The organism is Sorangium sp. So ce204 (assembly GCF_051526795.1).
In the GTDB taxonomy this organism is placed as follows: Bacteria; Myxococcota_A; Polyangia; order Polyangiales; family Polyangiaceae; genus Sorangium; species Sorangium cellulosum_B.
Genome location: NZ_CP150317.1, coordinates 7,168,109 through 7,180,974, shown reverse-complemented (window position 1 = coordinate 7,180,974; position 12,866 = coordinate 7,168,109). Strand labels below are relative to the sequence as shown.

Genomic DNA, 12,866 nt, shown 5'->3' with positions numbered 1-12,866 from the left:
CGCGGGGCCTCGAGCGGCCTCCCGCGCACCCATGTCCGGAGAGGGAGGCGAACATCATGTCTGACGTGCAGTCGAATCGTTCAGGAGACACCCCGGCGCCTCTGGGCCGCGTCGACGCCGTCGTCGTCGGCGCCGGGTTCGCGGGTCTGTACATGCTCTACCGCCTGCGCCGGCTCGGCCTCTCGGTCCGCGTCTACGAGGCGGGCGGCGGGGTGGGCGGCACCTGGTACTGGAACCGCTACCCCGGCGCGCGCTGCGACATCGCGAGCATGGACTACTCCTATTCGTTCTCTCCCGAGCTCCAGCAGGAATGGACGTGGACCGAGCGATACGCCACGCAGCCGGAGATCCTGCGTTATCTCGAGCACGTCGCGGACAGGTTCGAGCTCCGCGCGCACATCCAGCTCCGGACGCGGGTGACCGCGGCCGCCTTCGACGAGGCGGCGGATCGGTGGGTGATCCGGACCGACGACGGCGCCAGCGTGTCCGCCGGGTTCTTGATCATGGCGACAGGCTGCCTGTCCGCCGCGAAGGTGCCCGACGTCGAGGGGCTCGAGGCATTCCGGGGCGAGCGATACCACACGAGCCACTGGCCGCACGGCGGCGTCGACTTCACCGGCAAGCGCGTCGGCGTCATCGGCACGGGCTCGTCCGGCGTCCAGGTCATCCCCGCCATTGCCGAGCAGGCGGCGCGCCTCTTCGTCTTCCAGCGGACCCCGTGCTTCAGCGTGCCAGCGCGCAACGCACCCCTGGAGGCCGCTTACGAATCGTGGATGAAGGCGAACTACGCGGAGCACCGGCAGAGGGCCCGCGAGACGCGCGCCGGGGTCGTCATGGACGTCGACCCGCGGTCCGCGCTGGAGGTGCCGCCCGAGGAGCGGGAGCGCGCGTATCAGGCTCGCTGGGAGCAGGGCGGCACCGGCTTCCTCGCCACGTTCTCGGACGTGATGCGGTCCCGGGAAGCCAACGAGACAGCCGCCGAGTTCGTCCGTTCCCGGATCCGCGCGACGGTCCGCGACCCTGCCGTCGCCGAGGCGCTGTCGCCGAGGGGGTATCCGCTGGGCACCCGGCGGCTCTGCGTCGACACCGGTTATTACGAGACCTTCAACCGGGAGAACGTCACGCTCGTCGACGTCAAGGCGTCGCCCATCGAGGAGATCACGGAGACGGGGCTCCGGACGCGGAGCGCGGAGTACACGCTCGACAGCCTCGTGCTCGCCACGGGCTTCGATGCCATGACGGGCGCCCTGACCAGGATCGAGCTCCGCGGGAGGGGCGGCGAGCCGCTCACGGCGAGGTGGGCCGACGGCCCGCGCACGTTCCTCGGCGTCGCCGTCGCCGGCTTCCCGAACCTGTTCACGATCACCGGGCCTGGGAGCCCGTCCGTGTTCAGCAATGCGATCGTCTCCATCGAGCAGCACGTGGAATGGATCGCGGACTGCATCGCGTACCTGCGAGAGCGAGGCTTCGCGTGCATCGAGGCCACCGCCGAGGCGGAGGAGGGGTGGGTCGCGCACGCCAGCGAGGTGGCCGGCGGCACGCTGTATCCGCTGGCCAGCTCCTGGTACGTCGGGGCGAACATCCCTGGCAAGCCGCGCGTCCTCATGCCCTATGCCGGGGGCGTCGGCGCCTACAGAAAGCGGTGCGAGGCGGTCGCGGCTCAGGGATATGAGGGGTTCTCCCTGTCGAGGGCAGGGTAGTTGCGGTTGACCGGGGTGGGCCCTCGTGATGGGCGCGATCGGCGCGGAGGCCGAGCGCGGCGGTCCCCGCTCGCCCAGCGCCCCGTCGGCGCGGCTCGCTGGCTCGAAGGAAGACGCGCGAGGGGGTCATCTGCAGCGCACGGCCGCCGGCTGCCCACCGCCTGGCAACTGTGGTAGCTGACCGCGGTGAACGCCACACATGAACCGTCGTACCTGGTCCCGGAGGCCGTCGCCGCCTTCGACGAGGGAGCGCGGCAGGCGGTCTACGACGTCATCGCCCTGCGGCGGGACGTGCGGCATTTCGAGCCGGGGCGCGCGCTCGACCGGGCCGTCCTGCGGCGCATCCTCGAGGCCGCCCACCTGGCGCCCAGCGTGGGGTTCTCCCAGCCCTGGGGCTTCGTCGTTGTGCGCGACGAGGCGCAGCGCGCGCGGATCCGCGAGAGCTTCCTTCGCTGCCGTCAGGCGGAGGCTGCCCGTTTTCCGGAGGGCCGGCGCGAGCAGTACCTCTCCTATCGCCTCGAGGGGATCCTCGAGGCGTCGCTCAACGTGTGCGTCGCGGTCGACTTGAGGCCGCGCGGGGAGGCGATCCTGGGCACCATCGTCCAGCCGGAGGCGGTGCGCGCGAGCGCGTGCTGCGCCGTGCAGAACCTCTGGCTCGCCGCGCGCGCCGAGGGCGTCGGCGTCGGCTGGGTCAGCATCGTGGAGCCCGCCGTCCTCCGCGCCGAGCTGCGTCTCCCGCCGGGCGTGGAGCCGATTGCGTATCTCTGCCTGGGCCACCCCGTCGCGTTCCGGCGGCGACCGATGCTGGAAGAGAGCGGCTGGCGAGCGCGGCGCGCGGTCGATGAGGTCGTCCACGAACATGGCATCTGGCAAGACCGCGACGACGCCAGCACGCCCGCGGCGGGCCGCGCGAGCGAGCCGCCGCGCTCATCGCTCCGCACGACGGCGATCTCACCGCTCGACGCCGCCGCCATGGAGGCCTCGCGTGCGCACCAGGCCACGCTCGGCCTGCCGGCGGGCAGCCTGGGGCGGCTCGGGCAGCTCGCGGCGTGGTGGGCCGGCGTGCGCGGCGAGCTGCCGCTCCCGCTGCCCGCGCCGGGGCTGGCCGTGTTCTGCGCGGACCACGGCGTCGTCGCGGAGGGCGTGAGCGCTCACCCCTCGTCGGCGACGACGGCGAGGCTCGCGAGCGTGATGGCCGGGGGCGCGGCGGTCTCCGCGCTGGCGGCGCGCCACGGCGTGCGGCTCGTCGCGGTCGACGTCGGCCTGTCGGGCGATCTCTCGGCGCTGCCGTGCGCGCCTGTCGTCCCGCTGGCGCCGCGGGTGGTGCGGCGTGGCACAGGCAACCTGCGGCGCGAGCCGGCGATGACGCGCGACGAGGCGGCATGCGCGATGGAGGCGGGGGCCGAGGCCGCCCGCGCGCTCGCCGCGGAGGGCGTCACGCTCGCGGGCGCCGGCGACATCGGCGTCGGCAACACGACCGCGGCGACAGCCGTCCTGTGCGCCCTCACGGGCGCGCCGCCGGCGAGCCTCGCGGGGCCGGGCGCCGGCCTCGACGCGGAGGGCGTCGCGCGCAAGGCCGGCGTCGTCGCCGACGCGCTCGCGCTCCACGCGCCCGATCCCACGGACCCTCTCGATGTGCTGGCGAAGGTCGGTGGGCTGGAGATCGCCGCGATGGCCGGCTTCGCGCTGGAGGCCGCGCGGCTGCGCATGGGCGTCGTCGTCGACGGGCTGACGGCGTGCACCGCGGCCCTCTGCGCCGTCAGGATGGCCCCAGCGCTCCGCCCATGGCTCCTCGCCGCGCACCGCTCGGCCGAGCCGGCGGCGGCCCTCGCGCTCACCGAGCTCGGGCTCGAGCCGTTCTTCGATCTCGGACTAGGGGCGGGCGAGGGGATCGGCGTCGTGCTCGGGTTGCACCTCGTCGGCACCTGCATCTCGATGTCGAGCGGGCTCCACCCTCGTCGCGAGCTCGCGCGCAGCTCCGGCGCTCACGGGGTCGTGGCCTCGGGCTCCGTCTCCGGCGCCGGCTCCTTGTAGAACGCCACGTCGTCGATCCACACGCTGAATTGACGGCTCGCCGCGAAGCGGAACTGGACGGCCCAGACCTGCGTCAGGTCGGCCGCGTCGAACGCCTGGCCCCAGCCGGACTGCTTGAGGCTGGCGAAGGGCACCTTGATTTGAGTCCAGCACTTCGTCAGCGTGACGGTCCTGGTGAAGTGATCGCTGCACCCGCCGTCAGCATCGGTGCAGATGCCGCCATCCTGCCAGGTCTGCGCGTCGACGACGTCCACGAGAACCTTGTTGTAGGAGCCTTCGTCGGCGTAGGCAAAGAAGGTGACGCCGCTGAACTCGGAGACGTTGTAGAGGCCCAGCTGGGACGACGAAGGGCTGTTCAGCTGGAAGCCGAAGAGGGCTCCCCAGCTCTCGAACAAGTCGTCGGCCACGACGTGCGCTGCCAGCGTGCTGTCGCCGCGCGGCGGTTCGAGGAGGCTCATCACGAACTGCTCGCCCACTCCGGGCGTTTGCGTCCCCTTGCCATCGTTCGCTACGAACCAGAGCCCTCGCCGTGGGTTCGTCTCATCTTCCACGTCGATGATGAAATGGTCGTCATCTTCCATGTCGTCGATCAACGACAGCTCCAGCGTGGGGTCGCCCAGCGGCGGCTCCGGGCATCCTGCCCCCTCTCCTCCACCTCCCGCATCCCCGCCGGCGCCGCCCTCGCCGCCAGCGCCCCCGCCTCCCGCGTTCGTGCCGCTGGTGCTGCCGGTTGTACCGCCCTCGCCGCCGGCGCCCCCGCCTCCCGTGTTCCCGCCTTCGCCGCCTTCGCCGCCAGCTCCCCCGCCTCCGGTGTTGCCCTGCGCGACCTCGTACAGCTTATCGAAGCCGAAGATCTGGGCACATCCAACCCCGAGCACCGCAATGAGGCACCCGCTGGTCCACCGCGCAAAAGCCAGCTTGCTGTTCATGGTCATGGAAGGGATCTCCGAGAAGCTTCAGCCAATCACGATAGGACGCTGCGTGCCAGAATGGAAGCGCGTCGGTCGCGACGCGAGCCGCCGCGGCGCGGGCTCGAGACAACGGTTTCAGGCCCCTCGCCGGCCCAGCGCTGCTCAGCCTGTCGAATCAAGGCAGCTCGACTGCGCCGAGCGACCGTTCCCTACATGAACTGTCGGCGTGAGGAAGCCTCCGCCATCGCCTGTCGGCGACTCGGTAGCTCTGGCGAGCTCCGTGGTGACAGCCCTGCGTGTCACGGCGCTGCGGGAGCGCCCTTCCCCGACCGCGCATTGGCCAGGTGGCGCTCGACCGGGGCGATGAGCTCGGCGTGATCGAGCGGCCTCGAGAGGCAATCCGCGGCTCCGCGATTCACGGCGTCGACGGCCGCCTTCACGGTGGCGTGGCCGTCATGAGCGCGAGTCAACACGCGCCTTCCGCGCGGCGGCCGCGGGCCGCGCCGGCGAGCGCGAGCCCGAGCAGCGCTGCCTGGACGAGGCATGTCTCGACCGCGGGGTCGATGCCGAGCGCGGTGAATCGAGGGAGCGGCAGCCGGTGGAGCGGCAGCAACCCGCAGAGCTGGAAGGCGGCCACGGCGCGGCCGGCGAGCGGGACGCACAGCAGACAGGCCAGCCATGCGGGAGGGCTCGCCCAGCGGCGCGCGGCCGCCCGGCTCGCGCGGGCGACCAGCGCCGCGCCGGCGGCGAGCAGCGCGAGCGTGAACAACACCCCGGCCACGGCGGACGGCGCGACGGCGAGCGACACCCCGAGCGCGGCGTCGAGCGCCGAGAACGCCGCGCCGAAGCCGGCCAGCAGCGCGGCCGCGAACACCGCCGCTCGGCCGCCTCGCGACAGGCCGCCATGCAATGGCTCGTGCGAGCTCACCTGCCGCGCGCCGCGCCGCCGGCCGAGCGCCGCCGCGCCGGCGAGCGCCGCGAGCGCGAGCGAGATCGTCGCGCCTGCCGTGAGCGTTCGCCAGAAGCCGGCCATGTGCCCGAGCACCGCCGCGACCCAGGCGGCGAGCGCGAGCAGCAGCGCCGCGCCCGACGCGACGTGGACGACTCGCCGGCTCCGTGACGACGCGACGGCGGCGAGCGCGGCGAGGAAGAGCGCCGCAGCGGCGAGCTCGCGCAGCGCCAAGCGGCTCGAGACCTGGGCCACGAGCCGACCTTCCGCGCGCCCGGACCGCGCGAGCGCGACCTCGGCGTAGGTCGCGTCGCGCAGGAGCGTGGCCATGCCCGCGTCGAGCGTGTCTGTCGTCGCGCCTGCCGCGAGCGCCGCTCGGAGGGCGAAGGCGCCGTCGCCGAGGTCGTCCGCGAGCGCCTCCTTCACGGTGCGGACGCTCGCCTCGGCCACGTCGATGCCGTCGAGCTGGGCTGTGCTGAGCGCCTCCCGCGCGTCGACGAGCCTGCCCTCGCGCAGCGCGGCGCGCCCCCTGTCGAGCGCGGCGCGCGCGATGGAGAGGGGGTGTGACGCGGCCTCGCCGCCATAGGCGACGCGCCGCCGGAGCTCCGCGAGGAGCGCCGCGTGCCGCTCGGCGGGGATCCCGCGCGCGGAGAGCTCGGCGCGCAGGTCCGCGTCGGAGCGGACCGCGAGCTCGACCATGGAGTAGTCCGGCAGATCGAGCGGCCTCGGGCCTTCGCCGGGCTCGGGGTGGTGGAGGCCGGCGACGTGGAAGGCGAGGTCCCAGCGGTCGCGGGCGGAGAGAAAGGTGAACGGCACCATGGCCGTGCCGCTGACGCCGAATCGAACCGCGGACTCGACGCCGATGGGCGCGAGCTGCTCGGCGAGGATCGCGTCGTGGAAGTTCGCCGGGGGCGGGACCAGGCTCGCCGCGCGCCGGGTATCGGCGTGCCCCGTCGGGCCGTGGCAGGTGGCGCAGTTCTCCTGGTAGAGGGCCGCGCCGCGCTCCGCGTCGGGCCGCGAGAGCGGCGCCTCCGCCAGCCGGAAGGCGGACGCGACCCGGTCGCGCGCGCCCCTGGCCGCGAGGGCGACTCGATCCGCGGCGACCTTCGCCTCGACGAGCTCGCGCACGCCGACGATGCCCTGCGCGAGGTCGCCCGCCCCGCTCTCGAGCGCGGACGGCTGGATGCGGGTGGCGACGTGGATCGCCTCGCCGAGCAGCGCCAGCTGCTCGTCATACTCGATGACGCTGGTGACGGCGCCGTTCGCGACGCTCCCGCCATAGTCCATGGCGACATAGCCGAGCACATGGACGAGGCGGCGCGCCTCGACCTCGGCCGGCTCCCCCGGATCCGCCAGCGCAGGGCGCTCGCCCAGGAGCAGGACGGCGGCCATGGCGGCCGCGCTGACCGCCGCCATGGCGGTGAGCCCGGCCGTCGTTGCTCGCGGGATATGCGGGAATCGCGGAAGTCGCGGAAGTCGCGGAAGTCGCGGGAGGCGCGGGGTGGAGCCGGCCCGCGCCGGCGATCCAGCGCGCACCCCCGTCGCGATCATGCGCCCGGGTCCCGCGCGGAAAGTCAGAAATCGCGATGACACATATCCCTCATACAATCGAAAAAGAGTTCATGCTAGCTTCCCTCGATCGTGCAGCGACCCCGCTGCTCGACGACAATGCTTTGAGGTCCTCATGATGATCCTGCCGCGTGGCGCTCAGGGGCGCCGCACCAGCTGGCCAGGGAGCAGAAAGGTTTTGCAAGACTGACCTACCGTTGTCGCGCGAGGCCGCTACGGGCGAAGGCCCCGGCGTCCATCCTCCGTGCGAGAGCAAGCGGACGCGGAGGACGCGGAGGACGCGACTGAGCGCTGGGACGACGAGCGCCGACCGTCGGCGCCGTGCACGCATTCAGTGTTGGCCAGTGTTGGCGCATTCGTTCGACAGTGGCGACGGAATTCTGTTGTGCTTTGAGCGCGCCCCGGCAATCGCTGCCCTCCGGCCCCCACTCAGAGACAGAGGCAGAGACAGAGACCGGAGTGGCCTGCCGCCAGCGCGAGGCTCTCCGATTTAAGATGATCCCCCACGTGTGTGTTCGGTAAGATGGTAGCAGCGCATTCACGTCCGATGCGCTGATAGCGCACGGTATCAGGCGCGATGCGATCGCTGGCGTGACCGGCCGGGAAGGCGCTCGGCTCGCCGCACGGCGATCGTTTGTTGGAGGCAAGGCGGGATGAATCAGGAAGCTCGGAGGGTGAAGCAATGAAATTGAACCCCGGACATCTGACCGCGGCGTCGGTGGCAGTGACGATGGCGTGGGCCGGTCAGGCGGCCGCCCAGTCGGTGATGAGGCAGCCCTATCTGCAGTCGTTGACGCCCAGCTCGGTCTACGTGGTGTGGACGACCGACGTGGGCACGGACAGCCGCGTGCGCTACGGGACCGATCCGGCGAATCTGACGCAGACGGTGGATCTCGGCGCGCTCGCGACCCAGCACGAGGTGCTCATCGGCGGGCTCACGCCGGACACCCGCTACTACTACAGCGTCGGTACGTCGAGCGCGGTGCTGGCCGGCGGCTCCTCCTCCTTCTACTTCGAGACGGCGCCGCCCGTGTCCACGCCGAAGAAGTTCCGGGCGTGGATCATCGGCGACACCGGCTACGGCGGCACGGCGCCCTGGGCGACGCGAGACGCGATGCTGAACGTCGTCGGCGCGTACCGCCCCAACCTGTTCCTGCACATGGGGGACATGGCGTACAACTTCGGCACCACCGAGGAGTTCACCAACGGCTTCTTCAATCAGTACGCGGAGATCCTTCGCAACACCGTCGTGTGGCCGACGTTCGGCAACCACGAGGGCCTGAGCTCCGACTCGGCGACGCAGACCGGTCCTTACTACACCGCCTACGTGCTCCCCACCGCCGGGGAGGCCGGCGGGGTCCCCTCCGGTACGGAGGCTTACTACTCGTACGACTACGCGAATGTCCACTTCGTCGTGTTCGACGGCTATGGCTCCTCGCGGTACTCGACCGGCGCGATGGCGGCCTGGCTCGCCGCCGATCTCGCCGCGACGGAACAGGACTGGATCATCGCGTACATGCACTTTCCGATGTACACGAAGGGCACGCACGACTCGGACGAGGACTGGCTGATCATCGAGCACCGGGAGTACCTCGCGCCCATCCTCGACGCGGGCGGGGTCGACCTGGTGCTCGCGGGCCATTCGCACAACTACGAGCGCTCGTTCCTCGTGGACGGCGCCTACGATACGCCGACCACGGCGGACGGGCACATCGTCGACGGGCGCGACGGCAAGCCGCTCGGCGACGGCCCCTACGTGAAGCTCCCTGGCAAAGGGAGCCACGAAGGGGCGGTCCATGTCGTCGCCGGCCACGGCACGTACGTGGGCGGCTCTGGAGGCCACCCGCTCATGTACTTCAACGAGGCGCAGAGCGGCTCGTGCCTCCTCGACGTCGAGGACAACCGGCTCACGGTGTCCAACGTTCGCTACGACGGCGTGATCAGCGATCGCTTCGCCATCGTGAAGGGAACGGCCCTCGACGTCGCGGCGCCCGACGGCGGGGAGCGCCTGCCGCCGGGCGGCATCTTCCCGATCCGCTGGGCGACCGTGGGGAACATCCCCACCGTCCGGATCGAGTACACGACCGACGACGGCGCGACCTGGACCACGATCACGAACAGCACCGCCAACACGGGCCGCTACAACTGGGTGGTTCCCTCCATCGACACGACGACGGCCCTCGTGCGCGTCTCCGACGCCGAGCACCCGCTGCTCTCCGACGAGAGCAACGCCGGCTTCACGATCCAGAGCCTCCCCCGCACGGCCGTCTACTTCGGCGATTACTGGGTTTACGACGACCTGGGCGTCGACCGGGGTACGGAGTGGCGGAGCCTCACGTTCGACGACTCGTCGTGGAAGGGGGGCTGGGGGCAGCTCGGCTACGGCGACGGCGGGGAGAGCACGGCCCTTTACCGGGCCACGCCGTCGTATCCCACGGCCTACTTCCGCAAGATCATCCCGATCGACGGGCCGGTCGCGCAGGCGACCATGAAGCTCATCCACGACGACGGCGTCGTCGTCTGGCTCAACGGCGCCCAGGTGGCATCGAAGCGCGTGACCGGCACGGCCTACGGTGACTATGCGTCCGCGGAGTCGCGCGACGACGAGCTCACCACGGTGACGCTCTCCCCGAGCTCTTTCGTGGTCGGAAGCAACATCCTCGCCGTGATGGTCAAGCAATCGGCCCCCAATTCGACCGATCTGTCCTTCGACATGGAGCTGACGCTCACCTATGCGCCACCCGGCAGCGGGAGCAGCAGCTCGAGCTCGTCCAGCAGCTCGAGCTCGTCCAGCACGAGCGCCTCGAGCACGAGCGCCTCGAGCACGACCAGCAGCACGAGCAGCAGCACGAGCGCCTCGAGCACGAGCGCCTCGAGCACGAGCGCCTCGAGCACGAGCAGCAGCACGAGCGCCTCGAGCACGAGCACGGGCAGCGTCATGATGAGCAGCGCGATGAGCGTGGGCAGCACCGGCGCGGGCGGCGCGGGCGGCGCCGGCTCTGGAGGCACGCCCGTCTGCAGGACCGTGCAGCGCGGCGTCTTCGGCACGGTCTGGGACGCGACGCTCTGGTCGGCCTCGCCGACCTACAAGGAAGGGTCGTACGTGTCGATCTATACGGGCGGAGCCGGCACCGGAGGCTTCCGTGCTGCGCTGGTCTGGTTCGACCTCTCGTTCATCCCCGCGGGCGCGCCGGTCTACTCGGCCACCTTGACGATGAATCAGGTGTACAAGTCGTCGGTCACCACCGTTCATCTCCACGAGGCCCTCGCGCCCTGGGGCGAGACGACCGTGAGCTGGTCCAGCTACAACCAGAGCTGGGAGCCGCTCAGCTTCGCGTCGATCGTCACCGTCAACGGCGCCGGCGATCGGACAGCCAACCTCACCGACCTGGTGCAGGACTGGGTGAACGGCGTCCTCCCGAATTACGGGTTCGTGATGGAAGAGGACGTGGCGGGGGCGTCGCAGTGGCGGGCCAGCGAAGACTCCACGCCGTCGCGCCGCCCGCGCCTCGAGGTCTGCTACGCAGAGTGACCGCGCGCGGCGACGCCCCGGCGGGCACCGCCGGCCAGCCTCGTCGCCCCCTGCGCGTCCACGATCTCCGCCCCATCCCTGGTGAGCGCTGAGCGCCGCGCTGGCCAGCTCGGTTGCGCGGCCCAGCCGCACTGTCTACGCTCGTCCGCCGAACAGCGAGTGATCCGCGTGCGCCGCGGCGGGCTGTCGAGGCCCGCCGCTTTCGCGCGATGGCGCTGAAAGGGAGGGGATCGTCCATGTGCGGCATTGCTGGATGGGTGGACTACGAGCGCGATCTGACGCTGGAGCGTGATGTCCTGCAGACGATGACGGCGACGATGAGGCTCCGCGGCCCGGACGACGAAGGGGTATGGCTCGCTCCGCGCGCGGCCCTCGGGCACCGCCGCCTCGCCATCATCGATCTCGACGGGGGCCGCCAGCCGATGATCGCCGACCAGGACGGCGCGCCGGTGGCCGTGCTCATCTACACGGGCGAGGTCTACAATTTCCGCGAGCTGCGCGGCGAGCTCGAGGCCCGGGGCCACCGCTTCAAGACGCACAGCGACACCGAGGTCGTGCTCCATGCGTATCTCGAGTGGGGCGCGGGCTTCCCCCGGCGGCTCAACGGAATGTTCGCCTTCGCCCTCTGGGACGTCCGCGCCGAGGAGCTGCTGCTCGTCCGGGATCGGCTGGGCATCAAGCCGCTGTTCTACCAGCGGATCGGCTCGGCGGTGCTCTTCGGCTCGGAGCCCAAGGCGATCCTCGCGAACCCGCTCGCGTCGCCGGTCGTCGACGCGGGCGGCCTGCGGGAGCTCCTCGCCTTCGTCAAGACGCCCGGAGCCTCCGTGTTCCGCGACATGCGCGAGGTCCGCCCAGGCCATGTCGTGCACGTGCGGAGGGATGGGATCTCCGAGCGCCGCTACTGGGCGCTCGAGGTGAGGCCGCACGAGGACGACCTGCAGGCCACGATCCGCGCGATCCGCGGGCTGCTCGAGGACACCGTGGCGCGACAGCTCATCTCCGATGTGCCCCTCTGCTCCCTCCTGTCGGGAGGGCTCGACTCGAGCGCGGTGACCGCCCTCGCGCAGCGGGCGCTCAGGGCGGAGGGCGCGGGGCCCGTGCGCTCCTTCTCCGTCGAGTTCGCGGGGCACGCCGAGCACTTCACGCCGGACGCGCTGCGGAGCACGCAGGACACGCCGTACGTCGCCGAGGTCGCGCGGCACGTCGGGTCGGACCACGCGGGGATCGTGCTCTCCGCAGCCCAGCTGGCCGACCCCGAGATCCGCGCCGCCGTGCTGCGCGCCCGGGATGTCCCGATCGCCTTCGGTGACCTGGATACTTCGCTGTACCTCCTCTTCCGCGCCATCCGGGAGCGCTCCACGGTGGCGCTCTCCGGCGAGTCGGCCGACGAGGTCTTCGGCGGATACCCCTGGTTCCACGACCCGGAGATGGTGGCGGCAGAGACGTTCCCCTGGCTCGCCATGCGCATGAAGATCCGGGGCGCGAGCGCCGCCGCTCAGCTGCTCGCCCCCGCGCTCCTCGCGCAGATCGACCTTCAGGGCCATGTCGCCGCGCGCTACCGGGAAGCCCTCGCCGAGGTCCCGCGCCTGCCGGGCGAGGACGGAGCGGAGCGGCGCATGCGGGAGATAGGTTATCTGCACCTGACGCGGTTCCTGCCGATCCTGCTCGACCGCAAGGATCGCATGAGCATGGCGACCGGCCTCGAGGTCCGGGTCCCGTTCTGCGACCACCGGCTCGTGGAGTACGTCTTCAACGCCCCCTGGTCGATGAAGACCTTCGACGGGCGCGAGAAGAGCCTGCTGCGCGCGGCGTCCGAGGATCTCCTGCCGCGCTCGGTGCTCGACCGTCGCAAGAGCCCGTATCCGACGACGCAGGATCCAGCGTATACGGAGCGGCTCCGAGGCCAGCTCGCGGGGCTCCTCGCCCGGAAGGACGCGCCGGTGCTGCCGCTCGTCGACGTGGCACGCGCCCGCGCCGTCGCCTCGGAGTCCGCAGGAGCGGTCGACGAGCTCGCCCGGTCGAGCATGCATCAGGTCCTCCTGCTCAACGACTGGCTGACTCGTTATCGGATCGAGCTGGCGCTCTGAGCCGCCGCGGCAGGCGCCGCCGACGAGCGCGACCGCTGCCGCGCCCGGAGGGCAGGCTCGCGCCGTCGAGCCGCCTGCGGGCTC

Annotated in this window: 6 protein-coding genes; 4 read left to right on the top strand and 2 right to left on the bottom strand. The window is 71.6% G+C overall.

Annotation, left to right across the window (positions count from 1 at the left end; genetic code table 11):
• Positions 1–56 precede the first annotated feature (56 nt).
• The gene (locus WMF22_RS26790) at positions 57–1,700 is read left to right on the top strand and encodes a flavin-containing monooxygenase (RefSeq protein WP_438031629.1); all 1,644 of its coding nucleotides are present in this window, start codon (positions 57–59) and stop codon (positions 1,698–1,700) included.
• A 186-nt stretch (positions 1,701–1,886) separates the two neighbouring features.
• On the top strand, positions 1,887–3,734 hold the full coding sequence (gene cobT / locus WMF22_RS26785; protein WP_438031628.1) for a nicotinate-nucleotide--dimethylbenzimidazole phosphoribosyltransferase: 1,848 nt from the start codon (positions 1,887–1,889) through the stop codon (positions 3,732–3,734).
• Here the strand turns inward: cobT and WMF22_RS26780 are convergent.
• Together WMF22_RS26780 and WMF22_RS26775 are read right to left on the bottom strand one after the other, a co-directional pair.
• On the bottom strand, positions 3,686–4,669 hold the full coding sequence (locus WMF22_RS26780; RefSeq protein ID WP_438031627.1) for a hypothetical protein: 984 nt from the start codon (positions 4,667–4,669) through the stop codon (positions 3,686–3,688). The two genes, cobT and WMF22_RS26780, sit on opposite strands and share 49 nt — an antisense overlap.
• A 442-nt stretch (positions 4,670–5,111) precedes the next feature.
• Positions 5,112–7,010 carry a c-type cytochrome gene (locus WMF22_RS26775; RefSeq protein WP_438031626.1) on the bottom strand — a complete coding sequence of 633 codons (1,899 nt, stop codon included), beginning with the start codon at positions 7,008–7,010 and terminating at the stop codon, positions 5,112–5,114.
• Between the two features lie 835 nt (positions 7,011–7,845).
• Between WMF22_RS26775 and WMF22_RS26770 the strand changes: the two genes are divergently transcribed.
• Positions 7,846–10,695: a DNRLRE domain-containing protein gene (locus tag WMF22_RS26770; RefSeq protein ID WP_438031625.1), complete on the top strand. Its 2,850-nt coding sequence runs from the start codon at positions 7,846–7,848 to the stop codon at positions 10,693–10,695.
• Between the two features lie 236 nt (positions 10,696–10,931).
• Positions 10,932–12,782: an asparagine synthase (glutamine-hydrolyzing) gene (gene asnB / locus WMF22_RS26765; protein WP_438031624.1), complete on the top strand. Its 1,851-nt coding sequence runs from the start codon at positions 10,932–10,934 to the stop codon at positions 12,780–12,782.
• The last annotated feature ends 84 nt before the right edge of the window (positions 12,783–12,866 follow it).

Excerpts from the sequence above, each read along its gene's own strand:
- WMF22_RS26790 (WP_438031629.1), top strand. The coding sequence starts at position 57 with ATGTCTGACGTGCAGTCGAATCGTTCAGGAGACACCCCGGCGCCTCTG.
- WMF22_RS26780 (WP_438031627.1), bottom strand. The coding sequence starts at position 4,669 with ATGACCATGAACAGCAAGCTGGCTTTTGCGCGGTGGACCAGCGGGTGC.
- WMF22_RS26775 (WP_438031626.1), bottom strand. The coding sequence starts at position 7,010 with ATGGCGGCGGTCAGCGCGGCCGCCATGGCCGCCGTCCTGCTCCTGGGC.
- WMF22_RS26770 (WP_438031625.1), top strand. The coding sequence starts at position 7,846 with ATGAAATTGAACCCCGGACATCTGACCGCGGCGTCGGTGGCAGTGACG.
- asnB (WP_438031624.1), top strand. The coding sequence starts at position 10,932 with ATGTGCGGCATTGCTGGATGGGTGGACTACGAGCGCGATCTGACGCTG.